General features: G+C 51.5%; 23 protein-coding genes. 14 read left to right on the forward strand and 9 right to left on the reverse strand.

Features of this window, described 5'->3' with window-relative positions; all coding sequences use genetic code 11:
• The 5 genes from EJN92_RS10705 to phnF are packed head-to-tail and all read left to right on the forward strand — an operon-like array spanning position 1 to position 5,600.
• Positions 1–1,722: a putative 2-aminoethylphosphonate ABC transporter permease subunit gene (locus EJN92_RS10705; RefSeq protein WP_227869507.1), complete on the forward strand. Its 1,722-nt coding sequence runs from the start codon at positions 1–3 to the stop codon at positions 1,720–1,722.
• A gap of 43 nt (positions 1,723–1,765) precedes the next feature.
• Positions 1,766–2,866: a 2-aminoethylphosphonate--pyruvate transaminase gene (locus tag EJN92_RS10710; protein WP_126127813.1), complete on the forward strand. Its 1,101-nt coding sequence runs from the start codon at positions 1,766–1,768 to the stop codon at positions 2,864–2,866.
• 26 nt (positions 2,867–2,892) lie between these two features.
• Positions 2,893–3,741, forward strand: a complete 849-nt coding sequence (phnX, locus tag EJN92_RS10715) for a phosphonoacetaldehyde hydrolase (protein ID WP_126127814.1) — start codon at positions 2,893–2,895, stop codon at positions 3,739–3,741.
• Positions 3,738–4,850, forward strand: coding sequence for a TIGR03364 family FAD-dependent oxidoreductase (locus EJN92_RS10720; protein WP_126127815.1), 1,113 nt, complete (start codon positions 3,738–3,740; stop codon positions 4,848–4,850). The genes phnX and EJN92_RS10720 overlap by 4 nt, the downstream gene beginning before the upstream one ends.
• A gap of 18 nt (positions 4,851–4,868) precedes the next feature.
• Complete coding sequence (phnF, locus tag EJN92_RS10725; RefSeq protein WP_157984352.1) at positions 4,869–5,600, forward strand: phosphonate metabolism transcriptional regulator PhnF; 732 nt, start codon at positions 4,869–4,871, stop codon at positions 5,598–5,600.
• A gap of 198 nt (positions 5,601–5,798) precedes the next feature.
• Here phnF and EJN92_RS10730 read toward each other — a convergent pair whose 3' ends face one another.
• The 3 genes from EJN92_RS10730 to EJN92_RS21555 form a co-directional block, all read right to left on the reverse strand.
• Positions 5,799–6,377: an NnrU family protein gene (locus EJN92_RS10730; RefSeq protein WP_126127817.1), complete on the reverse strand. Its 579-nt coding sequence runs from the start codon at positions 6,375–6,377 to the stop codon at positions 5,799–5,801.
• A gap of 304 nt (positions 6,378–6,681) precedes the next feature.
• A complete protein-coding gene (locus EJN92_RS10735; RefSeq protein WP_126127818.1) occupies positions 6,682–7,119 on the reverse strand; it encodes a hypothetical protein in 438 nt (145 codons plus the stop codon).
• Positions 7,120–7,456: 337 nt separating this feature from the next.
• Positions 7,457–7,594 (reverse strand): hypothetical protein, encoded by a 138-nt coding sequence (locus EJN92_RS21555; RefSeq protein WP_170174839.1) that lies wholly within the window; start codon positions 7,592–7,594, stop codon positions 7,457–7,459.
• Between the two features lie 361 nt (positions 7,595–7,955).
• Here EJN92_RS21555 and EJN92_RS10740 point away from each other — a divergent pair, with 361 nt between their 5' ends.
• From EJN92_RS10740 to EJN92_RS10750, 3 genes are all read left to right on the forward strand, one after another.
• Positions 7,956–8,978 (forward strand): phospholipase C/P1 nuclease family protein, encoded by a 1,023-nt coding sequence (locus EJN92_RS10740; RefSeq protein WP_126127819.1) that lies wholly within the window; start codon positions 7,956–7,958, stop codon positions 8,976–8,978.
• Between the two features lie 91 nt (positions 8,979–9,069).
• A complete protein-coding gene (locus EJN92_RS10745; RefSeq protein ID WP_227869508.1) occupies positions 9,070–10,416 on the forward strand; it encodes a peptidylprolyl isomerase in 1,347 nt (448 codons plus the stop codon).
• Between the two features lie 75 nt (positions 10,417–10,491).
• Complete coding sequence (locus EJN92_RS10750) at positions 10,492–11,070, forward strand: hypothetical protein (RefSeq protein ID WP_126127821.1); 579 nt, start codon at positions 10,492–10,494, stop codon at positions 11,068–11,070.
• A 531-nt stretch (positions 11,071–11,601) separates the two neighbouring features.
• Here the strand turns inward: EJN92_RS10750 and EJN92_RS10755 are convergent.
• The 3 genes from EJN92_RS10755 to EJN92_RS10765 all read right to left on the reverse strand — a co-directional run bounded on the left by EJN92_RS10755 (position 11,602) and on the right by EJN92_RS10765 (position 13,600).
• Positions 11,602–12,177 (reverse strand): CFI-box-CTERM domain-containing protein, encoded by a 576-nt coding sequence (locus EJN92_RS10755; RefSeq protein WP_126127822.1) that lies wholly within the window; start codon positions 12,175–12,177, stop codon positions 11,602–11,604.
• Positions 12,174–13,034: a CFI-box-CTERM domain-containing protein gene (locus EJN92_RS10760; protein WP_126127823.1), complete on the reverse strand. Its 861-nt coding sequence runs from the start codon at positions 13,032–13,034 to the stop codon at positions 12,174–12,176. Before EJN92_RS10760 ends, EJN92_RS10755 begins: the two co-directional genes overlap by 4 nt.
• A 203-nt stretch (positions 13,035–13,237) precedes the next feature.
• Positions 13,238–13,600, reverse strand: coding sequence for a DUF6232 family protein (locus tag EJN92_RS10765; RefSeq protein ID WP_126127824.1), 363 nt, complete (start codon positions 13,598–13,600; stop codon positions 13,238–13,240).
• A gap of 324 nt (positions 13,601–13,924) precedes the next feature.
• Between EJN92_RS10765 and EJN92_RS10770 the strand changes: the two genes are divergently transcribed.
• On the forward strand, positions 13,925–14,110 hold the full coding sequence (locus tag EJN92_RS10770) for a DUF6148 family protein (protein WP_126127825.1): 186 nt from the start codon (positions 13,925–13,927) through the stop codon (positions 14,108–14,110).
• Positions 14,111–14,402: 292 nt separating this feature from the next.
• Here the strand turns inward: EJN92_RS10770 and glmS are convergent, their stop codons facing one another.
• Positions 14,403–16,220, reverse strand: coding sequence for a glutamine--fructose-6-phosphate transaminase (isomerizing) (gene glmS / locus EJN92_RS10775; protein ID WP_126127826.1), 1,818 nt, complete (start codon positions 16,218–16,220; stop codon positions 14,403–14,405).
• Between the two features lie 289 nt (positions 16,221–16,509).
• Here glmS and EJN92_RS10780 point away from each other — a divergent pair, with 289 nt between their 5' ends.
• Positions 16,510–16,971 (forward strand): Lrp/AsnC family transcriptional regulator, encoded by a 462-nt coding sequence (locus EJN92_RS10780; protein ID WP_126127827.1) that lies wholly within the window; start codon positions 16,510–16,512, stop codon positions 16,969–16,971.
• 39 nt (positions 16,972–17,010) lie between these two features.
• Here the strand turns inward: EJN92_RS10780 and EJN92_RS10785 are convergent, their stop codons facing one another.
• Together EJN92_RS10785 and EJN92_RS10790 are read right to left on the reverse strand one after the other, a co-directional pair.
• Entirely contained in the window at positions 17,011–17,823 is an 813-nt protein-coding gene (locus tag EJN92_RS10785) for a type 2 periplasmic-binding domain-containing protein (RefSeq protein ID WP_126127828.1), read from the reverse strand.
• Between the two features lie 52 nt (positions 17,824–17,875).
• Entirely contained in the window at positions 17,876–18,718 is an 843-nt protein-coding gene (locus tag EJN92_RS10790) for a substrate-binding periplasmic protein (protein ID WP_126127829.1), read from the reverse strand.
• 445 nt (positions 18,719–19,163) lie between these two features.
• On the opposite strand from EJN92_RS10790, the gene EJN92_RS10795 reads away from it, so the two are divergent.
• The 4 genes from EJN92_RS10795 to EJN92_RS10810 all read left to right on the forward strand — a co-directional run bounded on the left by EJN92_RS10795 (position 19,164) and on the right by EJN92_RS10810 (position 25,330).
• Positions 19,164–20,828 (forward strand): OFA family MFS transporter, encoded by a 1,665-nt coding sequence (locus tag EJN92_RS10795; RefSeq protein ID WP_227869509.1) that lies wholly within the window; start codon positions 19,164–19,166, stop codon positions 20,826–20,828.
• A 154-nt stretch (positions 20,829–20,982) separates the two neighbouring features.
• Positions 20,983–23,295, forward strand: a complete 2,313-nt coding sequence (locus EJN92_RS10800) for an FdhF/YdeP family oxidoreductase (protein ID WP_126127831.1) — start codon at positions 20,983–20,985, stop codon at positions 23,293–23,295.
• Positions 23,296–23,297: 2 nt separating this feature from the next.
• The gene (fdhD, locus tag EJN92_RS10805; protein ID WP_227869510.1) at positions 23,298–24,569 is read left to right on the forward strand and encodes a formate dehydrogenase accessory sulfurtransferase FdhD; all 1,272 of its coding nucleotides are present in this window, start codon (positions 23,298–23,300) and stop codon (positions 24,567–24,569) included.
• A 431-nt stretch (positions 24,570–25,000) separates the two neighbouring features.
• Positions 25,001–25,330: a DMT family transporter gene (locus EJN92_RS10810; RefSeq protein ID WP_126127832.1), complete on the forward strand. Its 330-nt coding sequence runs from the start codon at positions 25,001–25,003 to the stop codon at positions 25,328–25,330.
• Positions 25,331–25,368 lie beyond the last annotated feature (38 nt).

The following is a 25,368-nucleotide window of genomic DNA, read 5'->3' on the forward strand; positions in this document are numbered from 1 at the left end:
ATGGCTGCCATCACTACGATTTTATCGTCCAGACCGCGTTTGTCGGCGTTCCGCAGTGCTGACGAAAAGCTCGCCGTCTGGCTGCTTGCGGGTCTCGCTTTACTGATGCTGATCTTCATCGCTGCGCCCTTGTTAAGCATGTTCAGTATGAGCACGCAAGCGCGCGATGGTGCCTACATAGGACTGGCGAATTGGGCGGCGCTACTGGCCGAACCAAGACTGCGGGTCGCGGCTGGCAATAGCATTGCATTGGGGCTGGCGACGCTGGCCATAGTGCTGCCGTTGGCACTGGCTTTCGCCTTCGCCTTGACGCGTAGCCGCATGGCTGGACGCAAGGTCTTTAGATTGATTGCCTTGGCACCGATGCTGGCACCTTCTTTAATGCCAGCGATTTCTCTGGTGTATTTGTTTGGTAACCAGGGCTTGTTAAAAAGTTGGATGGCGGGCGCTACAATTTATGGCCCTATCGGTATCGTGTTAGGCGAAGTTTTTTATACGTTTCCGCATGCTTTGTTGATATTAACGGCGGCGTTGAGTGTCAGTGACAGCCGCTTGTATGAGGCGGCAGAAACACTCGGTGCCAGTAAATTTCGTCGTTTTATCACGGTGACGCTGCCCAATGCCCGTTATGGGCTGGTGTCCGCCGCGATGGTGGTGTTTACGCTGGTGGTTACCGATTTCGGCATCCCGAAAGTCATCGGTGGACAGATGAATGTCTTGTCGCTAGAGGCCTATAAACAGGTCATCGGTCAGCAAAATTTTAGTAAAGGCGCGGTCATCGGGGTCTTATTGCTGTTGCCGGCGGTATTGAGTTTTATGGTTGAACGCTGGTTGTCGCGCCATCGTAGCGGCCAAATGAGTGGTCGCTCCGTGGTGTATCAGCCGCGCGAAAATCGTATGCGTGATGGGATTTTAGCGCTGCTGTGCTTGCTGGTGTCGGTGTTTCTCTTGGCTTTACTCGGGGTAGGCTGTGTCGCCGCATTTATAAAAATGTGGCCTTACGACATGAGCTTTACCTGGTCGCATTTCGATTTCGATCAATTGGATGGCGGTGGCTGGCAAGCCTTCTATAACAGTATGCGCATGGCCATGCTGGTGACAATATTTGGTACAGCAGCTATTTTTGTCAGCGCCTATTTAGTTGAAAAACTACCAGTGCCAGGCAGCATGGTGGCGACCATACGCAGCCTGGCCTTGTTGCCGATGGCGGTGCCAGGTTTGGTACTTGGGCTAGGCTATGTGCTGTTTTTCAACGCGCCTGGCAATCCTCTGCATTTTTTGTATGGAAGCATGAGCTTGATGGTGCTTGCCACGATTGCCCATTTCTATACCACTGCCCATCTAACACTTAGCACTTCATTGCGCCAGCTTGATGGCGAAATTGAGGCAGTCGCGCGCAGTTTGCAGCGCCCCTGGTGGCACACGTTTGTGCGTGTGAGCTTACCAATGAGCCTGCCCGCCGTGTTGGACGTGGCGCGTTATTTGTTCATTTCCAGTATGACGACGGTCAGCTGTGTCATTTTTTTGTACACCCCAGATACGGTACTTGCCGCGCTGGCGATCCTGAATATGGATGATGCTGGCGATACCGCGGCCGCGGCCGCTATGGCAACCCTGATCGTCATCAGTTCATTGCTGGTCACGCTACTGATGAATGGCGCTGGCTGGTGGCTCAGTCATAAAGGCCAGGCTTGGCGCAACTTGTCGCAACTTCGCCGGTAAACATTAAATTCTCATTCCACAACTATTTTTTTAAAGGTTTAGCATGCGTGATGCCCTACTGCTTACTCCCGGTCCACTCACTACCAGCCTGGCAACCAAGACCGCCATGTTGCACGATTGGGGTTCATGGGACAGTAATTTTAATGCCCTGACCGCCTCCTTACGTCAGCGCTTAGTGGCGCTCATCGATGGTGGCGAGCACTATACTTGCGTGCCTTTGCAAGGTTCAGGCACCTTTGCGGTGGAAGCAGCAATCGGTACTCTGATGCCGCGCGATGGAAAATTGCTCTGTCTGGTCAATGGTGCCTATGGCAAACGCATCGCCCAGCTCACAGAAATAATCGGGCGCCAGGTCAGCGTATTGGATTTCGGCGAAACCGCAGCGGTCGATCCTGCCAGGGTCGCCGAAGCTTTAGTCAGCGACCCGCAGATCACGCATGTCGCCGTGGTCTATTGCGAAACCAGCACAGGCATACTCAATCCTATCACTGCCATTTCTGAAGTGGTCGCGGCAGCTGGTAAAAAATTGATCATTGATGCCATGAGTGCTTTCGGAGCGCTGCCTTTATCGGCCAACAACTTAGACTTTGATGCCGTGATCGCCTCCAGCAACAAGTGCCTGGAAGGTGTGCCGGGTATGGGTTTTGTACTTTGCAAAACTGCTGCGCTGGAACAGGCCAGCGGCCAGGCACATTCGCTGTCGCTCGATCTGTATCAACAATGGCGGTATATGGAACAGACTGGGCAATGGCGCTACACACCACCGACGCATGTGATGGCCGCCTTGATGGTGGCGCTCGATCAGTTTGATGCAGAAGGCGGCAGAGTTGCGCGATTGGCGCGCTACAGCGCCAATTGCCAGACCCTGATTCAAGGTTTGCAAGAGCAGGGATTACAGAGTTTTTTACCTGAAGAGTTGCAGGCTCCTATCATCGTGACGGTGCATGCACCGGCGCATCCGAACTGGAATTTCAGTGAGTTTTACCAATTGACCAAAGAGCGGGGCGTGATCCTTTATCCGGGTAAATTGACTTCGGCCGAGACTTTTAGAATCGGCTGTATCGGTGCGCTAGGCCAGGCCGAAATGCAGATCGCGCTCGATGCGATCGCGCATGCCTTGAAAAAAATGGATATCTGTCTTTAATACTTTTTATTTTATCGCTTACCAACATGACTCTCAACACGACAAACTATCGCTACCAACGCAACTACCAAGGCCCGGTACGTGCCGTTATTTTCGACTGGGCTGGCACCCTGGTGGACTACGGTTCCTTTGCACCGACTCAGGTTCTGATCGACGCCTTCGCCGGCTTCGAAGTCACGGTAAGCTTGGACGAAGCCCGCATTCCTATGGGGCTGGCCAAATGGGATCACATCCAGGCACTCGGCAAGCAAAGTGGGGTAGCCCAGCGTTGGCAGCAGCGTTATGGCCGTGCCATGAGCGACGCCGACGTCGATGCCCTGTATGCCGCTTTCCTGCCCTTACAAATCGAGCGCGTCGCTGCGTATTCCGATCTGATACCCGGCACATTAGCGGTCCTGGCGCAACTGAAAGCACGCGATATCGCTATTGGTTCCTGTTCAGGTTATCCGCGCGTGGTGATGGATAAACTGCTGGCGCACGCGGCCTCGCAAGGTCTGACGGTAGCGCATGCGGTGGCCACTGATGATCTGAAAGCGGGTGGCCGCCCTGGGCCCTGGATGGCGCTGGCCAATCTAATCGAACTCGGTATCGGTGATGTACGCGCTTGCGTTAAGGTTGATGACACGCTGCCCGGCATAGAAGAAGGTCTGGCCGCTGGCATGTGGACCGTAGGCTTGTCGCTGTCCGGCAATGAAAACGGATTGACTTTGGCCGAGATGGATCAATTATCGGCAGATCAAACGGCCGCAAGACGCAATGCCGCCGCTAATCGACTGGCACGCGCCGGTGCGCATTATGTGATCGATAGTATCGCCGATCTACCCGCCGTCATCGATCTGATCGAAGCGCGTATGGCGCAAGGCGATCGACCTTGAATCAGTGCAAACATAGAGTCGCCATTGTCGGCGCTGGCATCGTCGGGCTAGCGCATGCCTGGGCCGCTAGCCTGCGCGGTGATACGGTCACGGTGTATGAGCGTGAGGATCGCGCTAGCGGTGCCTCGGTGCGTAATTTCGGGCTGGGGTTGGTGCTAGGGCAGCCCAGTGGCGACTTGTTCGAACTGGCGCAACAAAGCCGCAGCATGTGGCTGGAATTTTTGACAGAAAGCGGATGCTGGCACAAGGCACAGGGTAGCCTGGTGGTGGCACGCAGCCGCACAGAGTTGGACGTGCTGGAGGCTTTTCAGCATGAGCGAGGCAGTTACTACGGTAGCAAACTGCTGGGGCCAGCAGGCGTCGCCGCACAGCATGCGCATGGCCTAGGCGGATTATTCAGTGGCAGCGAAATTGCGCTAGACGCACGTCAGGCCATCGCCATGTTGGCGGATTGGTTAGCGGTACGCCACGGTGTCATTTTCCAGTACGGGGTGCAAGTGAACCGCATAGATTTGCCGCGCATACAGACTAGTCGCGGGGTAGACGCGGCGGATGAAGTGGTTGTGTGTTCTGGGCATGATTTCAAGACTTTGTATCCTAGTCAATTTGCTGCGCTAGGTATTCGTCAGTGTGCCTTGCAAATGCAGCGGGTCGTCAACCCGGGGATAAGCCTAGGCCCGACTCTCATGACAGGCTTATCGACGCTGCATTATGGCGCTTTTACTGAGTGCCCGGCGCTCGCCGATCGCCTGGCGGCATTGCGGCGCGAAGTGGCACAAAGCCATCCTGCGCTACTGACACACGGTATCCATTTGATCGTGCAACAAGTCGGGGATAGCGGGGATCTGATCATCGGTGACTCGCATGCCGTGGCTGAATCGGTGTCGCCATTCAATCAGGCTGAGATTGATACGATCATCCTCCAGCTGGCGCAAGATCTCTTGCAAAAACCTTTAGAGGTGAGAGAGCGCTGGCAAGGTGTGTATGCCAGTGGCCCCCGTCCTTATGAAGTTTTACAGGTGGCAGAATCGGTGCAGGCGGTGGCTATCACTAGCGGTATCGGCATGAGCATTGCATTTGCGCTGGCGCGGCGCAATCTTTTTCCTTAAGCTATGTCAGAATTGCGCATGAATCAAAATAACATCATCCGTAGTGCAGGCGTGAGCGTCTGGCGGCAAATTGAAGAGGCGCTTAGTGCCGATATTCTGGCCGGCCATTTACATCATCGCTTACCCAATGAAACCGCTTTAGCCGAACGCTTCAACGTTAACCGGCACACGGTGCGACAAGCGATCAAAGCGCTGGTAGAGCGCGGCATGGTCGATGTGCAGCACGGTAAAGGCACCTTTGTGCGGGAAGACCTGATCGATTATCAAGTCGGCCGTCGTACCCGCCTGGCGCACAGTGTCGCCAATGCGCGCCGGGTTGGCGTTAGTCAGGTGCTGCATTGGTCGACGCTACTGGCAAGTGCAGAGCTACGCCAATTACTCGATCTGCCAGCGCAAGCCAGCGTGCTGTGCGTAGAGACGCTAGACGTGGTCGATGACAAGGTGATCGGCGTGTGTACCCAGTATTTTCCATTACCGCGCTTCGCCGGACTAGCCGAACTGTATGCCAAAAACGGCATCACCCATCTCGCCTTAGAACAATTTGGCATTTTACAATTTCAACGTCGCATGAGCCGGGTCACGGCGCGTATGCCGAGTAAGGAAGTGGCTCAGCAACTCGGTCAGCCCAGCGCCTTGCCGATACTGTATGTTGAAACTGTCTACGTCGATGAAGATGCGGTCCCCATCGAATACGGGATTTCGCGTTTTTGCAGCACGGCGGTACAGGTTGTGATTGAGCCGGTTGCTTGAGACTAGCAACGTAGCCGCAGACCGTCAAAAATACCACTGAGCCGCAGGATAAAAATTCTAAAAACCAAGCACGCCAGCACGCATATTCCACGCGGCCTGCAGGCCGGCATGGCTGCAAACCCGCATGGAATATGCGCGATAGCGGTGCTGATTTTTTAAATATCCTTACCTCACTAGACAGTCGCGCTTAAAAAACCGTCAGGCGAATGGCCGCACCCCAATCAGCCATGCGTGACCGTAAAGGGAAAACCATATAAAGGCCGCCAGCGCGATGACGATGACCAGCACATCGCGGCCGATGCCGAGCGCCGGATAGCTGATGCCTGCTAAGCGGTCACGGCGGCGTGATACCGCAAAATCGGCAATCGCCCAGATCAGAAACGATCCAAAAAGTACCAGGTCAGCGAGCGTCCCATTCGTCAGCAAATGGGCGAAGGCCCAGGTCTTAGTCGCGACCAGCATAGGGTGGCCGAGCATCGTCTTGAGGCGATTTCCTGGCACATAGGCGGCAACCAAAAATAGAAAGGCCAATAGCATCAGCGCCGCTGCCAGATGGCGGCCCCAGCTTGGCGGCGTCCATAAAATCAGCGGGCTAGACCGCGCCAGCCCGAAACCCCAAATAATCAATAAGAAACCTGTCGCAGACAAACTAGCGTACAGGCCTTTCCAGGGCATGGCCCCCATGCGTTGCATCTGTGTCGAGCGCCAGCCGTCAGCGAAGATACGGATAGAGTGGACGCCGAGAAAAAGAATGAGTCCTGCAATAAGTATGATCATGCTAGTTGCCCTGGTTGTGCTGCAATCATTGTTGATCGAAAATTAAAAATATTTTTGCCGTCTCTGTAATCTTTGTGATCTTTGTGATCTTTTAGAACAATGCTAACTATTGCTTGCTGCTGGTATTTAAGGCCGCGTCAGCCAGTGTAGGGTGGAGTGCAATCCGCCCGCGACTATTCTATCTAGAGTCCTGGCTCGTGTAAGTGCCAGGCTGATAAAACCTTAGCCCGGCCTTCTACTTGATCCACCGCGATGTTCAGAAAAATGTCGCCCCACCAAATCCTGATGGCACACGCTTGCATCATTACTCGGCGCGCTTACTCGACTGTTTGAGTGCAGAGGCTCCGTAATAAGTTTCCATTTTTTGTTTCATTACGCTATCTTTGTAATCATTGTTTGCCCGGTAAATCAACCAGGCTGTATACGGGAATGCGCCAGCGAGAATGAAGCATAATCCCCACATCAGGCCTGCGGCGAGCGCAAGCCACGCGCCGCCAGGTCCTTCGAATGTGGGGAAACCACCAGTCACGAAGATATCTCCCATCGCTACAATGAAAGCGTTATGTGGAGCGCTGTACATGAGCGCGCCCATCAGCAGACCGCAAAACAGCGCGGTAAGTACAATGCAAGCAGCTATCCGCACTGCTGTGCGCTTCAGTGGCGGGTCAAGGTTATCGTTAACAGACATATATTCGACGTTTAGAGTGGCAACTTGCTTGCCTGTGTTCAGAGAAGAAAGCATCAGGTGATCGGTTTCACGCCGTCAGTAAGTCTTGCATCTAGCAGCGCTGCAACAAAGCATATTACACGAACAGTTTGTCTAGTAAACTGATGTCGCATTAAGAACTTGAGCAATTGTAGCGCTGTCTGTTAAAAGCCCGTAGGCTGGGCTAGAGTTTTATCAGCCCAGCATTTCAATTCACATTGAGCCGGCAATATGAAAAATTTAAATCGATCTTATTGCGATTCCCTAGCAAATAAAAAATCAAAAACGACCCACTGCCAGCGCGCATATTCCATGCGGACTGCAGGCCGGCATGGCTGCAAACCCGCATAGAATATGCGTGAGCGGGGTGGTGTTATTTAAGAAATTCAAAAACGCCCGTTGACTCGACCGTCAGGCTTATTGCTAAATTGCGTGGCTTAGCTACATCCGTCCCACGCGCCAAGGCGGTGTGATACGCGAGTAATTGCAGGGCTCTATCGGTGCTATCCATTGCGGGGTCGGTCGTAGGTGAGGCATGCTTCCACTTCGAATAACGATTTCAATTTTGGTGCTTGCATCGCAGCAGATCATGTCCGCTCAGGGCAGTTTTCGGATTACATTGGCCGCACCCTGCTGAGCCGCATTGTTCCGTTTTGTTCCATATTGAGCGGGTTCGAAGTGATAGGTCGAGTCGTCAGTAATAGCAGCTATTTATGTCTAGCCGATGACGACAGTAGTGAAAAAATTAGATGTGACACTCTATATCCTTGCTGCCTAAAAAATCATCAATCGTGTTTCAATACCTGACGAAAAATTTCGTACACAGCACTAGCAAACGACGATTCATCTTCCACTATTTCAAGGACCTCCCCATGAAATCAGCACTAAGATTGACAGTACTCGCATCTGCATTTTGTATCGCTCTTCCCGCTTTAGCTTTTCAGCAAGAGACCCATCGTCGCATAGCGATGGATGCCGTCAGCTTCATGAAAAACAACCCTGACAAAACCAACTACACCAAGTTGGCGGCAGGTCTGGCACGCGCCGGTTACACGGTAGAGCAATTTGCCACCGCCATGGGGCAGGGCGCCTACGATGTCGATGATTTCGCCGACACCTATATCTGCGGCGCCACCACTGGTAATTGCCAGTTGGCACCAGTCTGGGGCGCAGCGCAAAGCATCGTCAAGTACACGTCATACTGGCATTTTCAAAACCATACCGCAGGACCAGACGTGCATGGCAATCCTTTTGGCGGCTACAACTATGCCAAGCTGACCGTGGCCGGCGACATCGATAATCTGGCCGCTGCCTGGTTGGTCGGTGATTACCTGGATGATGGTGCAGGCGGGCTCAAGGGCTGGTTCGGCGACAGCAGCAAATACAATACCTATGGCATCACCGAGGCGCACTATCGTCACGGCGGCAACTCTAATGTTAATCAATATGCTGATTTTGAAAAAGCCCCATTTCAGCCTATCGACAATCTGGCGCAGTACTGGTTTCAGCAATTTTTGGCCAAGCCAAGTCTGCAGAGTCTGGGCTTTGTGATGCACTCCACCGATTTATTGCAACCGCATCACACCTGGACTACTTCGGCCAAAAACCACTCAGGTTGGGAGCAATGGGTCAACGATTATTACTATAGCCAAAATTTGAATGACGCCAGTCTGGTGAACGCCGCGCTGGCAGACTTTAATCCGCTGGCAGCCAATGCTACCGACATCCGTCCCTTGCTGACTGAAGGTGGTACTTACTCGTATCGCGTGGGCGGCATAGTCTTGTCGTCGACCGATCAAAACGACAGGGTACGGGTAGGCAAGCAGGTGGTACCGCACGCGATTGCGATGGTCGTGCACGTTTTGAATCGCGCCGCCGAACGTCTGTCCAACTAAGATGAAAAGGATAGGCATGCAGGCCCCGTTATTTCGACATTTGTTTCGGCAATTGTTTCGACAGTTGTTTCGACATTTTTTTCAACATCACTTGCTACAGTTTTTCCGGCAAGGCTTGTTGTTCTTAATGACGGTGCTTGGCCTGTGCGCCTACCCCTCTTTTTCTTTGGCGCAAACCGCCACGGCCTTGCATGAACCAAGCCTGGCGGCGCGCGTCAATGGCGTTGCCGTGCATAGGTTTACCCTGGACGTGATGGCTTACATGGCGCAGTTATCTGATCCAAAAACTTCGCGCGCCGTGGTGCTCGAATCCTTGCTGGCGAATCGCTTGCTGGCGCAGACTGCGCGCCGCGACTTTGCCGAATATACGACACCCGCCAGCGCCAATCGGGTCGGCTTTGCCGCCGAAGTGGCACTCGACGATCAGCTTAGCGGTACTTTGCGCACCGTGTACCGCGATACGATTGAGGCAAGCATCAAAACTCTGGCGGGAGGCAACCTCAATAGCCTGGTGCTAGAGCGCGGAAAACTCGCGACGGATCAACTTGATCTGGTGTTCGGGCCCAGCGACAAGGTCTTGCTCGACTACCAGTTAACTCCGTCCCAATTGAGCGCTGCCAAACGTCAGATGGTCTTGCGCAGCAGTCTGGCCACAGCTAGCAGTATCAGTCTTTACGATATTTTCGTGCGCCAGAATGTACAGGGGCGGGTGGAGTTTTTTAACCGTAACCATGATTACATGCAGCAGCAGGCGATGTTATTGCTAGGCAATCTGTATCTGCAGCAATGGGCCAATCAGCGCTTTGGTGCCGATGCCGTGGCCGACTTGCGGCTGGCCTTGTCCGAGCAAATCGAAGTACGCGCCCTGATGAATTTGCACGGCGTAGGCGCCGACATTGATTCCGAAAGCCAGCTCCTCAATCGCTTGGCAGCACAAGTTACAGCGGCCGAAGTGCAAAGCTATTTTCAGTCGCATAAGGAAGAATTTAAACGCATCGTTTCGGTTAAGGCGCGCCACATCCGTAGCGCCGACGAAGCCAGTGCCAGAAGCGTGATTGATGCTGCCGCCAAAGGCGCAGACTTTAGCCAACTGGCGCATCAGTATTCTAAGGCCGCCGATGCAGCGCAAGGCGGCGATCTGGGTCTGATTATGCATCGTTCAAAAATGAGCTGGCTAGAAGAGCTGGCCTTTATGCAGGACGTGGGTAAGGTCTCGCCACCGTTTCGTGCCGCGGTTGGTCCTAAAGAGCAGGCATACTGGGAAATTGTATTGGTTGAACAGCGCAAGGAAGGCTATCAAGACCCCAAATCAGAAACCGTACGCTATCAGGCTGCACGCGCGCTGGCGCAAGAAAAAGCGCTGCGCCAGATCAGTAACTTGCGCCAGCAATTACTAAAAAATGCGAAGATAGAAATCAACCGCCAGAGCCTGGGATAAGCGACGCATAGATCAATGACTGGCGAGAGCAAAATTCGTAGAAAAAACCAGTAGAAAAATTCATAGAAAAAGCCCATGCAACGCAGCACAAAAATCCTGATCGTCAGCAGCGCGGTGATAGTCGCAGCACTGCTGGTATGGCAATGGACGGAAGCCGACAATGCGCCGGAAAACGTCAGGCAAATCAGCCCGGTGCAAGCGCCAGCGAGTAGCATAGCCGACAGTAAAGCCCGCGATCTTCCCCTGCAACAGCAAGAACCAGCAGCAGTGCAGCGGGTAGCCTTGCTGCCTACCGGCAGCGAAATGTCGGCTACCCAGAGTTTGCTCGATACCAGAAACGGCGATCCGCGCAGCCCGCCTGTGATCCATAACACCGCAGAACCAACGCTACCCAGCGCCGACGAATTGGCCGACCCTAAAGCCTATCAGCAATACGAGGCGCGCCAAAATATGCGCCTGTATTCTTCCTTTATAGACGCAGCACAGACAGAAGTGCCGCGTCTCAAAGCCGATGTCGCGCGCGCCCGCGAAGTGGGTATCGCAGCGGCCGACATCAGCAAAGTGGAAGAAAAAATAAAACGTATAGAAGCAATGCAAGCGCAGTTACTGCGCGATCATCCGCAACTACTGGCGACCAGCCCAGAGAAAAAATAGACGACCTCGGGAATTGATAAGCCCCGACTATTTTTTAAAGGCGCGATCAAGGCACTTACAGATGCATGTTGTGCGCATGCAGACTTCGGCATTCGAGTAAATTTAACTTAGCTGGTAGGCTGGGCTAAAGTTTTATCAGCCCAGCATTTCAATTCATATTGAGCCGGCAATATGAGAAATTCAAATCGGGCTCATTGCGATTCCCTTGCAAATAAAAAATCAAAAACGACCCACTGCCACTGCGCATATTCCATGCGGCCTGCAGGCCGGCATGGCTGCAAACCCGCATAGAATATGCGTGAGCGGGGTGGTGCTATTTAAAAAAAACAAAAATGCCCGTTGACTCGACTGTCACGCTTATTCCTAAATTGCGTGGCTTAGCTACATCCGTCCCATGTGCCAAGGCCGTGTGATAAGCGAGTAATTGCAGGGCGTAATCGGTTCTATCCATTGCGACGTATGTTGTAGGTGAACAATACCATGCGGCGCAATACGCCTGCGGCTATTGACTACTTATTGCGGGTTACGGCCTTATAAGTATTTTTTTAAAAAGAGCACAATTAGTTTTATTGTGTTTTTGGAAGTCACTCTGAGAAAAATTGATTTCTCAACGAATTTTGCAAGTTTTGGGCCATTTTTCCAGTACCAGTTAATAAATTTTCTTCCGGCCGGAGATCGATTTAAAACGTTATCTCTAAATATTCGTAGAAATATGACATCGGGATGGTTTGGGTTTTCATATGCTGCAGAGGCGACAAAACAAGTTGCTCCTGACTTACTTTCAATGTGCATGTTCCCTGCACCTGTTTTAAAATCAGACCTTACTGTTTGTCTTGTTGTTCGACCTCTTTTTTCGAGCATCTCGAAAGTTTCAATATGATCTTCTGCGACTTTTTTTCCGAGAACATAATCCATATTTTGTTCTCGATTTTTAACTTCTAATCGCAATGCTTCTTCACCCGCCTTTTGCATTAAATCGGTAGATTGGCTCTCAGTTAATCTGCTAAGCGATTGCTCTATTAAAGACCCTGCTCGTAAGCCATTCCCATGTAATTGAACTGCTCCATTGTTTTTTTCTTGCACGGGGAATTCATTTTTATCACTCATTTAACAATCCGATTAGCTCTATATTTAATTGCTTTTACAAGAATATTTATTCCAATTTTTGCCAGGCTAATTAAAACTGGATGGCGAGAGGTGATTTTGGCAAAATTTTCGCCATTGTTGTAATACCAGACCACGAAGTGTCTTCCCCATTTTTGCTCAATCAGAAATTGATCTCGCCAACTTCGCAATATCTTTGTTTCTGGCGCATTTTGGCCAAAACAGACTGTGGCAACAAAGCATTTTGAAGGGCTATAGGCTATGACATTTAATCGTCCTGCAGGCATGTCAACAGAGTATGTCGCTGCTTGAACCTGTCCAGTTGAAATCGTTTTCTGTAGTAACGCAATTTCTCGTTTTGCGGTAGCCCGAATCATGTCATTCTCTAAACTCTCAGCTTCAGCCAGCATTGCTCTAGCTGAAGTAATATCGTCGTCAAATAACCATTTTGCTGCGCTCATTACATGTGCTGGCAGGTGAACCAACATATGATCATGAGACATTGACTCTAACGTTTCCTCTAACTCCGAAAAGCCTTGTGATGGCGCCTTAACATTAATCCTTATTGTTTTAGTTCCAGTAAATTTTTTGTGATGTCGTAGGACTTTTTGTAAAATTGAAAAACGTTGTGTTGAATCTAGATATGGAGGGACTAGTTCGACAAGGCGCTCCATTGTCTGTCCGGAAAGTTTTGTTGTTTGATCTTTCCATTTAGGATATGTTTTTCTCGCGTATCTCTCAGCAGAATCCCCATAAATTGAACCATAGTCCGAAAATAGTTCGTCTATAGCTTCGTCGTCAATAATCAAAAATGCTTGTTTAATTTCCGATACCGCACTTCCGAATAGTGCAGATAGCATAGAGTATTTTGAAGGGGTTGAGGAAGACCCTCTGCTTCTTGATCTCCAACTCCGATAGCTTCGTCGTCGTCCGTAATAGCCCATATTTATTTCAATTTCTTATTTTTTTAAAAATGATGTTCTAACATTCCAAAATATTGAAATGAAAATGTATCAATGAATGATAAAACTGACCCTAAGGTTTTTTTGTAGAGGTTTTATTATTAACCGCGGCGAACTATTGCCTCGTTAAGCGCAGCAACAACTTTGTTTAGGTAATCTCGTTGATACGTTACAAGCGCGCTGCTTTCGCCGCTGGCTGTAGCTAGCATGACGTGAAAGACTGTCTTTTGCTTGTATAGAAAAAAACCCGCAGCGAGCATAATTAAAACTCCAATAAATGCTTGCGCACCTAGGCATAGTAATCCCACCAGTAAAACCAAAATACCACCCAGTCTGCTTGGTTTCTTTTCAAACGCTTTCACTGATGTCACGTTGCTCATTGCAAACGTTTGGCTTCCTGAAATAAAACGTGCATTTGTAACTTTGACGTCCTCATATTCGAAATATATTTTTTCTTCGTTCATTTTGAAAAACCTTCTGAGGTAATGTGTAATTAGATCGTTCTACAAAGGCGCTGCGGATGGTCAATCATGACAGTCTTTCCCATACGCCTAGCTAGAACGGCATTTGTAAGCATGTCGTGCCAGCTCTGCTTCTTGCTACTAAAAGCTAGCTATAAGTAACAAATTGAAACAATTTTACATATTAGCAATTTATTCGATATCTGAATAGAAATATTACTAACAGCACTTGTTTTTAATTAAATACCGCAATTCAGGTCGTCTGATTTCTCCTTATTTTGAGACAAGGCAATTTCTTATACTTCTCCCATACAAGGAGAAGTTCACATGGCAGGAATCACACTCGCGCAAGCGCAGGCACAGGCACCGCTGGATGCTTATCTGGCGGCAGAAGTTGCCGTACTCGGTAGCCAGTCTTATGAGATTGCCGGTCGCAAACTCACCCGCGCGCATCTCGATTTCATTCAAGAAGGCATTACGATCTGGAGTAACCGGGTAGGTCGGGAGTTGTAAGGGTAGGTCTTGCGTTGACGTATTCCGAGTTTTAACTCAAAGCGCAAGACGTAGCTCGTAGGCTGGGCTAGAGTTTTATCAGCCCAGCATTTCAATTCACATTAAGCCGGCAATATGCGTAATTTAAATCAGGCTTATTGCGATTCTACTGCAAATATAAAATTCAAAAACGACCCCCTGCCAGCGCGCATATTCCATGCGGGCTGCAGGCCAGCATGGCTGCAAACCCGCATAGAATATGCGTGAGCGGGGTGGTGCTATTTAAAAAAATCAAAAATTTTCTTAAAACGTCTTACTCGACCGTCACACTTTTTGCCAGGTTGCGTGGCTTATCCACATCCGTGCCGCGTGCCAGTGCCGTGTGGTAGGCCAGCAATTGCAAAGGTACTGTGTGCAAGATCGGTGACAGCATGCCGTAGTGTTCTGGCAGGCGTATCACGTGCACGCCTTCGCTAGGCGTGATGCGTGAATCGGCATCGGCGAAGACGTAGAGTTCGCCGCCGCGTGCGCGCACTTCTTGCATATTCGATTTAAGTTTTTCTATCAGGCCGTCTTTTGGCGCGACGGTGACTACCGGCATTTCTTTGGTGACTAAGGCCAGCGGGCCGTGTTTCAGTTCACCAGCCGGGTAGGCTTCGGCGTGGATGTAGGAAATCTCTTTGAGCTTGAGCGCGCCTTCCAGGGCAATCGGGTAATGCATGCCGCGTCCTAAGAACAGGGCGTTTTCTTTGCGGGCAAATTCTTCTGACCAGGCGATGATTTGCGGCTCTAAGGCCAGCACCGCGCTGATCGCTACCGGCAAATGGCGCAGGGCTTTGATGTGTTCGGCTTCTTGCTCGTCGCTGAGGCGGCCTTTGCTTTGTGCCAGAGTTAATGCCAGCAAGAACAGGGCTGCCAATTGCGTGGTAAAGGCTTTGGTGGATGCCACGCCGACTTCGACACCGGCGCGTGTAATGTAGGCCAACTCGCATTCGCGCACCATGGCGCTGGTGGATACATTGCAGATGGTCAGGCTGTGCGGCATACCCAGACTGCGGGCGTGTTTTAAGGCGGCCAGGGTGTCGGCAGTTTCGCCGCTTTGTGAGATGGTGACGACTAGGCTACTTGGATTCGGGACGCTGTCGCGGTAGCGGTATTCGCTGGCGATCTCGACGTTGACCGGGATTTTGGCGATGGATTCTATCCAATATTTGGCGGTCATGCCGGCGTAGTAACTGGTGCCGCAAGCGAGGATCAGTACATTGTCGATTTGCTTGAAAACGCCAAAGGCTTTGTCGCCAAACAGCTCAGGCATGATGGCGGTGACGCCTTCCAGCGTATCGCCGAGGGCACGTGGCTGCTCGAAGATTTCTTTTTGCATGTAGTGGCGATACGGGCCGAGTTCGGCTGCGCCAGTGTGGGCGTGCACGGTGCGCGCTTCGCGCTGGACTTGCTTGCCATCGGCGTCGACGATCCAGACGCGTTGCAATTGCAGATCGACGACGTCGCCTTCTTCCAGATAAATGATCTGGTCGGTGGTGCCGGCTAAGGCCATTGCGTCGGAAGCTAAGAAGTTTTCACCCTGACCGAGACCGACGATCAGCGGCGAACCGAGTCTGGCACCGACTACGCGGTGCGGTTCGTCCTGGCAAAACACGGCAATCGCAAAAGCACCGGTGAGGCGTTTGACGGCTTGTTGTACGGTCTCGAACAAGTCGCCGCTGTACAGGTGATCGACCAGATGGGCGATCACTTCGGTATCGGTCTGGCTTTCGAAGATGTAGCCTAATGCGGATAATTCGGCGCGCAGCTCTTCATGGTTTTCTATGATGCCGTTATGTACCAGGGCGATGCGATCGCGTGAAAAATGGGGATGGGCATTAGCGGAAGACGGTACGCCGTGGGTGGCCCAGCGGGTGTGCGCGATGCCGGTAAATCCGGCCAGGCCGGTTTCAGCTACCTGCGCCTGCAACTCAGAGACGCGCGCGGTGCTGCGTGAGCGTTGCAGTTTGCCGTCCACGTGCAGAGCGACTCCGCAAGAATCATAGCCGCGGTATTCCAGACGTTTTAAACCCTCTAGCAAGATGGGAGTGATATTGCGTTGTGCTACTGCGCCGACGATGCCACACATAGGTAATTCTCCGTGTCAGGGTTAAGGCAATACGCCTGGCAGTGATGCCTGGCTGAAACTGTATTGCGCTTATCTCTAGTGAAATGAATAAATTTAAACAAGTAGCATCATGCTAATGCAGATGGTGTAAAATTTCCTGTCAATATTTGCTTGTATATGACTGAATATTCTACGACTAACTTGATATGATTAATTATTTCAAATATAGATAAATATTTAGATTAAATTTCATAATTATTACATCTGTGTTTCAATTTTTACAAATTTAGCAGCAGTTATAGGAACCGTGATGCTACTCGACGATTTGGATAAGAGAATATTGCAGCAGTTGCAGCAGGATGCCGCCCTCACTAATCACGCCCTGGCGGCGCTGGTGCATGCCTCGCCGCCGACTTGTTTGCGTAGGGTTAATCGTTTGATCGATGAAGGCGTGATCGCACGTCAGGTGGCGATCTTGGCTGCCGAAAAAATCGGGCCCAGCCTGACCGCGATCGTTGAGATTACGCTCGATCATCAAGCCAGTGAGAGGCAGACCGAGTTTGAACAACTGGTGGCGCATGAAAGCGCGGTGCAGCAATGTTACCGGGTCTCACCGGGGCCAGACTTTGTGTTGGTGATACAGGTAGCGGATATGCCGGCCTACCATGCACTGGCGCATAGACTGTTTGCGACGCAATCGAATATCCGCAATGTGCGGAGTTTTTTTTCTACCTTGCGCAGCAAGTTTGAGACGCGGGTGGATGTGCCGTGATGTGTTGCTCTTATCGCTCGTATTGTGCTTGTCTGGGCGCTATTTTTCTGTAGAGCGCAGCGATCGTATGCTTTCTTTCAGTACTTCTGAGGGATACGCGCGTTGAAATCCTTTCCACGCCAGATCTGAATTCACGGAAGATTCTAATACTGTCCGCAATTTTTTGCGGTCCGCTTCAGTCAGAGAAATTTTCGAAATATAGACGCCACTTTCACCCCATGGTAATTCGTTCAATGCTTCGTATCTCAGTTTATCCAGCATGTCTGCCACCCGATTATCGCCAATGAGCGCGCCGTAAAAAATCGAAGGCGCCATGATGCTCAGAAAAGTATTGTTGGTTTTTAAGGTGCGCGCCACCGACAAGGGATCTGGTTCTAGTATGAGTCTTTCGCGTTTGCTCATTTCTATGATTAAATTTTGATAGCGCACACCGTAATCGAAACCTCGCACCAAGACTAATCGTAATTCAGGGCTATCGAGTAAGTCTTGAAAAGAGCTGATGGTGGGACGATTTGAATTGTATGAAATTAAGGTGGCGCGATTGCGTACCAAGGGGATAAAGATGCCATATTCGTCCCGCTGCGGAGTCTTACTGGCAGGGATAAGCAAGTCAGCCTTGCCCATTTTAAACATCACTTCCTGCCGCGCCCTTGGTACCACTGAAAGTTGAAAACGACAATCCTCAGTTTTTTCCAGCTGACGTAGTATGTCCGGATAAATACCGCCGATCTCATCACCACTCGTTGTGACGCTTAAGCCAGTCGGCGATACCGGTACATTGATCAGGCGTGAACAATTGGCCGCACTGATCAAAGGAAGCAGCAAGCTCAAAATAAGAATTTTCTTATGCATAGAAAAGAAGTGTGTCCTTGTAATACAGGCCCGATCGGTTTTTTTGCGCAAGCTATTTTTGCAGAGGTATCAGCGGTCGCATACTCTCTTTGAGCATATTATCGGGATAGTAATGCTGGAAGCTTTTCCAGACCTGGCCAGACTTGGCAGCCTGTTCTAGCAAGGTTGTGAGCGTCGTTTTGTCGGCCTCGCTCAAAGCAGCTTTAGATAGATACATGCCGCTGTCGCCCCAAGGCAGTTCATCGATGCTCTCGTAACGTATTTTAGGAATCAGGTCCTCGATGCGTGCATCGCCGCTCATGGCGCCGACTAAAATATACGGCGTCATAATGGTCAGATCGGCACCGCCGGCTTTGAGTATGCGCGCCACCGAGGTCGGGTCGGCCTCAGTGAGCAAACGTTTTTGCTTACTTAATTCGTTGATTAAAGCCATATAGCCAGGACCATAATCGTAGCCACGTACCACCACCAGTCGTAAAGATTTTCTATCGATCAGATCTTGCGCGCTGCGTAGCTCTGGCCATTTTGAATCTATCGACATCAGCTTGGCACGGTTGATAATTAAGGGAATGAAGATGCCATGCTGATCGCGTTGCACGGTTTTTTTGGCCGGAAACATCAGATCGGCAGTGCCGTTCTCGAACATCAGCTCTAGCCGGGCTCTTGGTACTACAGAGAAATTAAAGCTGCAGCCATTTTTTTCCGACATGCTACGGAGTAACTCAGGGTAGACACCACTGACGCCATCTTCACCAGTTGTCACGCTTAAGCCTGTGGCCGCCACCGGGACATTGATCACGCGGGTACAGCCAGCAATGCTGTTGCCAGACAGGCATATCAGCAATGTCAACAGCGTCGCAAGGTGAGTGAAATCTACGGTTTTGATTCTTCGCATTGCTTACCTCTATTGCCGTAAATAGACATCGTAGGGAAACCATATACCTGAAAAAATACCCGCTCAGTTCGAGTATGCGCTGTTTTTTTGCCGTTTGACTAGCACTCTTTAACACTATTTGCTCCTAAACTGACTGTGCTTCTGCAATGCCTGCATGCGCTTAATTTAGTAAAAAAATAGGCGAAATCAAGTCTGGCATGTGCTTAGTTCATTGCCGATCCTATCAAGACTGAGATGAGAGAACATTTGTTAGAGGGAAACAAATATTTATTAATTTTTGTTGTCTCAAAGTATTTTATATAACACAATGTGATTGCTATTTTTCAATTGATTTAAATCAAGCCTTAATTCCTGAGCCAGGAATACCAAGTCATTGAAAAAATAGATGGATGGAATGTTCACTCAAACCAGCGCTTCCTTATCAAACATAACAAGGTCTATGCCCATGTCACAAACGCAGTTTTCACTACTCGCCAAAGAGCGCACAGTCGCTGGCGAAGGATTTAATCGATGGCTGGTACCACCAGCCGCACTCGCCATCCACTTATGTATAGGGATGGCTTACGGCTTCTCGGTATTCTGGTTGCCTTTATCGAAAGCCATAGGCATAGATAAGCCTGTCGCATGCGCCAAAGAGATGAGTATCTTTGCCGAGCTGTTTGCCAGTAATTGCGACTGGAAAATCTCTACCCTGCAGTGGATGTACACCTTGTTTTTCATTTTTCTGGGTGGTTCGGCTGCCTTATTCGGTAGCTGGCTAGAGCATGCCGGTCCGCGCAAAGCCGGTGTGGTATCGGCGCTGTGCTGGTGCGGTGGCTTGGTGTTGTCGGCCTTTGGCGTGTATACCCATCAGGCTTGGATACTCTGGCTGTCAGCCGGAGTAATCGGTGGTATCGGGCTTGGGCTGGGCTATATTTCGCCAGTCTCGACCCTGATTAAATGGTTTCCGGATAAGCGCGGTATGGCGACCGGTATGGCGATCATGGGTTTTGGCGGCGGCGCGATGATAGGTGCGCCTATGGCCGATTGGCTGATGCGCCATTTTGCAACGCCGACCTCGGTTGGTGTCTGGGAGACATTCCTGACTATGGCGGCGATCTATTTCGTCTTCATGATGGCCGGTGCCTTTGGTTACCGTGTGCCAGCCACTGGCTGGACACCTAAGGGTTGGACCCCGCCAGCTGCACAAACTAGTAACGCCATGATTACCTCTAAGCACGTGCATGTGAACAAGGCCTGGAAAACCAAGCAGTTCTGGCTGATCTGGGCGGTCTTGTGTCTGAATGTCTCGGCCGGTATCGGCATCCTCGGGATGGCCTCGCCTTTGCTGCAGGAAGTGTTTGCCGGCAAACTGATCGGTCTGGATATCTCGTTTAATGATTTGAACTCGGATCAAAAGAAACAGATCGCTACCATCGCCGCTGGTTTTACCGGTTTGCTGTCGCTGTTTAATATCGGTGGTCGCTTCTTCTGGGCATCCTGCTCTGATTACATAGGTCGCAAAGCGACTTACGCGGTGTTTTTTGTGTTGGGTTTTGTGTTGTACGCATCGATTCCTGGTGCTGCTCACGCGAATAATCTGGCCTTGTTTGTACTGGCTTTCTGCATCATCTTGTCTATGTACGGCGGCGGTTTTGCTACGGTGCCAGCTTACCTGGCCGATATGTTTGGTTCGCAAATGGTCGGTGCCATCCACGGTCGTCTGTTGACCGCATGGGCTACTGCCGGTGTCCTGGGACCCGTCTTGATCGGCTATATCCGCGAATACCAGATTGCCAATGGCGTACCAAAAGCCCAGGCCTACGACGTCACCATGTACATCCTGGCAGGCTTACTCTTGCTCGGTTTTATCTGCAATCTCTTGATACGCCCAGTCGCTCCATCGGTGTTTATGACGGATGAAGAATTGGCTGCTGAACGTCAACTGGCGCACGATAAAGTGGTCGCTAGTTCGCTCACTAATTCGCTCAATACCAGTGCCGATGCACCGGTGGTTGGCGCGCTTGCCGGCAATCCGGCTACCGTGTATCTGGCCTGGCTGGCGGTTGGTATTCCTATGGCTCTGGGGATCTGGATCACGCTGCAAAAAGCGGTAGTTTTGTTTAAGTAGTATTATTCACGGCAACGTGAAGTACATTAGTTAAACGGTATGACGCTTTAAAAAGATCGTCTGCATTTTGAGACGATCTTTTTTTCTGCGCCATGCATTTGAGTTTTTTCCTTGGCTTATTCGTGCATATTGCGAGACGATTTACTAGACAAACATGACAAAAAAAACTGTAAAGTTATATCAGCGTCCGGCTGGTGGTTGGGGTGGTTTGAAGAGCGTTGCGCAGCATATTTTTGAGCAGGGCATACCGGCCAAAGGCGCACGCACCCTGTTGTCGGCGAATCAGCCAGATGGTTTCGATTGTCCCGGCTGTGCCTGGCCGGATCAGGATCATACTTCGACCTTTGAATTTTGCGAAAACGGTGCCAAGGCGGTGGCTGCTGAATCAACCGCCAGGCGCGCTACGCCGGCCCTGATTTCGGCACAGACCCTGGCGCAGCTCACTCTGCGCAGCGATCAGGAACTTGAAGGCATGGGGCGGCTGACTCAGCCTATGCAATACGACGCCGCTAGTGACAGCTATCAGGCAGTCTCTTGGGATGCCGCTTTTACTTTGATTGCCAGTCGCCTCAATGCACTGGCCTCGCCTAACGACGCGATCTTTTATACCTCGGGCCGTACCAGTAACGAAGCGGCTTTCTTGTACCAATTATTTGTGCGCGAGTTCGGCACGAACAATTTTCCGGATTGCTCGAATATGTGCCACGAACCTTCCGGTTTTGGCATGCGCGAGGCAGTCGGCGTGGGCAAGGGTACGGTGCAATTAGCCGATTTTCATGTGACCGATGCGATCTTTATTTTCGGCCAAAATCCGGGCACCAATCATCCGCGTATGTTGGGCGAATTACGCTCGGCCTCCAAGCGCGGCGCTGCCATCGTGTCGTTTAATCCGCTGCGTGAACGCGGTCTGGAAAAATTTCAGAATCCGCAAAGCCCTATCGAAATGCTTAGCGGTGGCTCTACCCCTATCTCGTCCGACTATTTTCAGCTCAAGATAGGCGGCGATCTGGCCGCCGTCAAAGGCATGATCAAATATGTGTTGGAGGCTGACTCGCAGGCGCAGGCGGAGGCTAAACCGCGTCTGATCGATCTTGAGTTTATTGCGGATCACACGGCTAATTTTGATGCCTTTATGATTAATGTGCTGAGCGAATCCTGGGCCGTGATCGAAATCGAATCTGGCCTGAGCCGCGCCCAGATTATACGCGCGGCGCAGATCTATTTGAACGCCAAGAGCGTGATTGCCTGCTGGGGTATGGGCATTACCCAGCACAAGCATTCGGTCGCGACCATACAGATGATCATCAATCTCTTGCTGTTGCGTGGCAATATTGGGCGCCCCGGAGCCGGGCCTTGTCCGGTACGCGGACATAGCAATGTGCAGGGTGACCGCACCATGGGGATTTATGAAAAACCGCGGCCAGCGTTTTTGGATAAACTGGGCGCAGTGTTCGATTTCAGCCCACCGCGTGAACCTGGTTACGACACCATCGCAGCGATCGAGGCGATGCTGGCACATAAGGATAAAGTGTTTTTTGCGATGGGCGGCAATTTTGCCACCGCCACGCCGGACACCGAGGTCACCCATCGTGCCTTGCGCAATTGCGCCTTGACTGTGCATGTCGCTACCAAATTTAATCGCAGTCATTTGGTGCATGGACGCGAAGCCTTGATTTTGCCTTGCCTGGGCCGCACCGAGATCGATATGCAGGAAAGTGGGCCGCAGGCAGTCAGTGTCGAAGATTCTATGAGCATGGTGCATCTGTCATCCGGCATCAACGCGCCCGCTTCTGATGATCTATTATCAGAGCCCGCCATCGTGGCGCGCCTGGCCGTGGCGACCTTGCAGCAGCGCAGCAAGACACCGTGGCTGTGGCTACTGGCCGACTATGATCGCATCCGCGATAAAATCGCCGCCGTGTTTGAAGACTTCGCCGATTTTAATCAACGCGTGAAAGTGCCGGGCGGTTTTCATTTACGCAATCGTGCGGCCGAGCGCGTATGGGAAACGGGCAGCAAGAAAGCGAATTTTTTCGCGCATGCAGTACCTGTCGATCTGCCGATACACCGCGCCAGACTGAGCCAGCAACAGCCAGTATTTAACCTGGCGACGATGCGTTCGCACGATCAGTACAACACCACCATCTACGGCATGAACGACCGTTATCGTGGCGTGTTTGGTGAGCGCCGCGTGCTGTTCATCCATGCCGATGACATTGCGCAACTCGGTATGCAGGCTGGAGACTGGGTCGATTTACAAAGTCTAAGTGACGATGGCGTAGAACGCATTGCGAAACGTTTCATGCTGGTCGCCTACAATATACCGCGCGCCTGTCTGGCGGCCTATTTCCCGGAGACGAATAATCTGGTGCCTTTGTCGAGCTTTGCAGATTTTGCCCGTACTCCCAGTTCCAAGTCGATACCGGTGCTGATCACGCCACATGTCGCAGCAGGTTCGGGAGTTTGAACGTGAATCAAGAAGTGAAGCAAGAAGCGAATCAAGAAGCGAATCAAGAAGCGAAGCAGCCAGTGAAACTAGCTGGCACGGTAAGCATTCCGGTAGTTGATTCCTCGTCTGCCGATTCGTTCAGCCTGGCCGGTTCATCGTCCAAAGCAGAGCGCAGCCCGCAACTGCTGATGCAAGCCTTGTTAAACGAATTGGCTGCCCACAGCGAGCCGGTTTCTATGGCACGTTTGTGCAAACGTCTCGGTGTGCGCATGAGCAGCCTATTGCGCTGCGTGGCGGCTTTAAGTGAGGATATCATCGCGGGCGTCGCTGGTCTGGGTTTGCTGCAAAGGCTGCAGCTGGGCGAGCGCGAGCTACTACAATTGACCGATAAGGGGCGAGCCAGTCTAGCTCGGGTTGAGCCTGAAGTTGAGTCTGAATTTGAGTCCGCAGTTGGCGCAACTCAGCCGGTTCAGGTACGCAGGCATACTGTGAGTGGCGCAGGCCCAGCGGTGATTGACACGGTCGCTGAAGAAGTGCCGGTGGCCTTGGTGTATAACGGCATTTCGCATGCCGTGATGATGGCCAGTCCGCTGGCGCTGGAAGACTTTGCCATCGGTTTTAGTTTGTCGGAAGCAATCGTCGATAGCTGTCGGCAAATCTACGACATAGAAATCATCGGCAATGCCGCGGCTGCGGCTGGGCAAGGCGTGGAATTGCGCCTGACGATCGCCGCAGTATGTTTTGTCCGCTTAAAAGAAAAACGGCGCTTGCTGGCCGGCTCCAGCGGCTGCGGTATCTGCGGCATAGAAAGTCTGAAGGCCTTCGAAGCGGCTCTGCCGGCACCTGCCGCGCTCGATCTGTCGACACGCTTGAGTGCGACGGCTTTGCTCAAGGCCTTCGCCGCAATGCCGCAATTCCAGACCATTAATGCCCTGACCGGTGCCATGCATGCTGCCGCCTGGGCTGATCTCGACGGCAATATTCTGATGCTGCGTGAAGATGTCGGGCGGCACAACGCCATGGATAAGCTGATTGGTGCCATGGCCATCACCGAACAGCAATCTGGGCAAGCGCGGCCAGCGGGCTTTGTCATGATGAGCAGCCGCGCCAGTTATGAACTGGTACAAAAAGCCGCGCGCGCCGGTATGCCGGTGTTGGCGACGATCTCGGCGCCGACCAGTCTGGCGATCAAGATCGCCGCCGATGCCGGCATCACCCTGATCGGCTTCGTACGCGACGCCAGTTTCGTCAGCTATACCCATACTGCGCGTATCCTCGCACTTCAGGATTAAATATTTAAAATGGCATGCCGCCAACGCGCATATTCCATGCGCTCTGCAGGCCGGCATGGCTGCAGACCCGCATGGAATATGCGTGTCCGGCAGGGGGATAAAATTTTTCTGAAATTTTGTAACTGTTCAGGTCGCTAGGAAAACGCCCTCTCCCGCTAGCGGGAGAGGGTCGGGGTGAGGGTGGTTGCGCAACGTTTGCTTTCAAATAGCTGATGCGCTAACAGTATGAAAAATCAAACATTGCGCTCAATTTGAACCACCCTCATCCCAACCCGCAAACAGGAGAAGGGCTTATATAGCGACCTGAATAATCACGAAATTTTTCTAGCGCGCACTGCCTGCGCTCGCTGCTGGGTGTTAATTCGCTGGCAGCGACTCCCCGCACGCGGTTCGCGGGTAGAATCTATGTCAGACCAACAAAAAGGATGGGTATGAACTGGTTAATACTTTCTATCGCTATCATTGCCGAAGTCATTGCTACTTCGGCGCTCAAAGCCTCCGAGGGCTTCACGCGCTTACTGCCCTCCTTATTGGTGGCAGTGGGCTATTCGATTTCTTTTTACTGCTTGTCGCTCACGCTTAAGGTGATACCGGTAGGCGTCACTTACGCGATTTGGTCTGGAGTCGGTGTGGTACTGGTCTCGCTGGCGGGCTGGTATCTGTACGGGCAAGCTTTGGATTTGGCCTCGGTCATCGGCATTGCGCTGATCGTCTGCGGGGTGATGGTATTGAATCTTTTTGGCAAGATGAGCGTGCACTAAATTTTTCGCTGATCAAACATTGACCCTGCTTGGTTTGA

Origin of the sequence: Undibacterium parvum, from assembly GCF_003955735.1 — a bacterium.
Taxonomy (GTDB): Bacteria; Pseudomonadota; Gammaproteobacteria; order Burkholderiales; family Burkholderiaceae_D; genus Undibacterium; species Undibacterium parvum.

What these genes read in the sequence shown, in the direction of transcription:
- phnX (WP_126127814.1), top strand. Translation starts at nt 2,893, where the DNA reads ATGACTCTCAACACGACAAACTATCGCTACCAACGCAACTACCAAGGC.
- EJN92_RS10710 (WP_126127813.1), top strand. Translation starts at nt 1,766, where the DNA reads ATGCGTGATGCCCTACTGCTTACTCCCGGTCCACTCACTACCAGCCTG.
- EJN92_RS10735 (WP_126127818.1), bottom strand. Translation starts at nt 7,119, where the DNA reads ATGCTTTCTTCTCTGAACACAGGCAAGCAAGTTGCCACTCTAAACGTC.
- EJN92_RS10765 (WP_126127824.1), bottom strand. Translation starts at nt 13,600, where the DNA reads ATGAACGAAGAAAAAATATATTTCGAATATGAGGACGTCAAAGTTACA.
- EJN92_RS10760 (WP_126127823.1), bottom strand. Translation starts at nt 13,034, where the DNA reads ATGCTATCTGCACTATTCGGAAGTGCGGTATCGGAAATTAAACAAGCA.
- EJN92_RS10785 (WP_126127828.1), bottom strand. Translation starts at nt 17,823, where the DNA reads ATGCATAAGAAAATTCTTATTTTGAGCTTGCTGCTTCCTTTGATCAGT.
- EJN92_RS10780 (WP_126127827.1), top strand. Translation starts at nt 16,510, where the DNA reads ATGCTACTCGACGATTTGGATAAGAGAATATTGCAGCAGTTGCAGCAG.
- EJN92_RS21555 (WP_170174839.1), bottom strand. Translation starts at nt 7,594, where the DNA reads ATGGATAGCACCGATAGAGCCCTGCAATTACTCGCGTATCACACCGCC.
- EJN92_RS10730 (WP_126127817.1), bottom strand. Translation starts at nt 6,377, where the DNA reads ATGATCATACTTATTGCAGGACTCATTCTTTTTCTCGGCGTCCACTCT.
- EJN92_RS10740 (WP_126127819.1), top strand. Translation starts at nt 7,956, where the DNA reads ATGAAATCAGCACTAAGATTGACAGTACTCGCATCTGCATTTTGTATC.
- phnF (WP_157984352.1), top strand. Translation starts at nt 4,869, where the DNA reads ATGAATCAAAATAACATCATCCGTAGTGCAGGCGTGAGCGTCTGGCGG.
- EJN92_RS10790 (WP_126127829.1), bottom strand. Translation starts at nt 18,718, where the DNA reads ATGCGAAGAATCAAAACCGTAGATTTCACTCACCTTGCGACGCTGTTG.
- EJN92_RS10755 (WP_126127822.1), bottom strand. Translation starts at nt 12,177, where the DNA reads ATGAGTGATAAAAATGAATTCCCCGTGCAAGAAAAAAACAATGGAGCA.
- EJN92_RS10810 (WP_126127832.1), top strand. Translation starts at nt 25,001, where the DNA reads ATGAACTGGTTAATACTTTCTATCGCTATCATTGCCGAAGTCATTGCT.
- EJN92_RS10795 (WP_227869509.1), top strand. Translation starts at nt 19,164, where the DNA reads ATGTCACAAACGCAGTTTTCACTACTCGCCAAAGAGCGCACAGTCGCT.
- glmS (WP_126127826.1), bottom strand. Translation starts at nt 16,220, where the DNA reads ATGTGTGGCATCGTCGGCGCAGTAGCACAACGCAATATCACTCCCATC.
- EJN92_RS10800 (WP_126127831.1), top strand. Translation starts at nt 20,983, where the DNA reads ATGACAAAAAAAACTGTAAAGTTATATCAGCGTCCGGCTGGTGGTTGG.
- EJN92_RS10770 (WP_126127825.1), top strand. Translation starts at nt 13,925, where the DNA reads ATGGCAGGAATCACACTCGCGCAAGCGCAGGCACAGGCACCGCTGGAT.
- EJN92_RS10705 (WP_227869507.1), top strand. Translation starts at nt 1, where the DNA reads ATGGCTGCCATCACTACGATTTTATCGTCCAGACCGCGTTTGTCGGCG.
- EJN92_RS10750 (WP_126127821.1), top strand. Translation starts at nt 10,492, where the DNA reads ATGCAACGCAGCACAAAAATCCTGATCGTCAGCAGCGCGGTGATAGTC.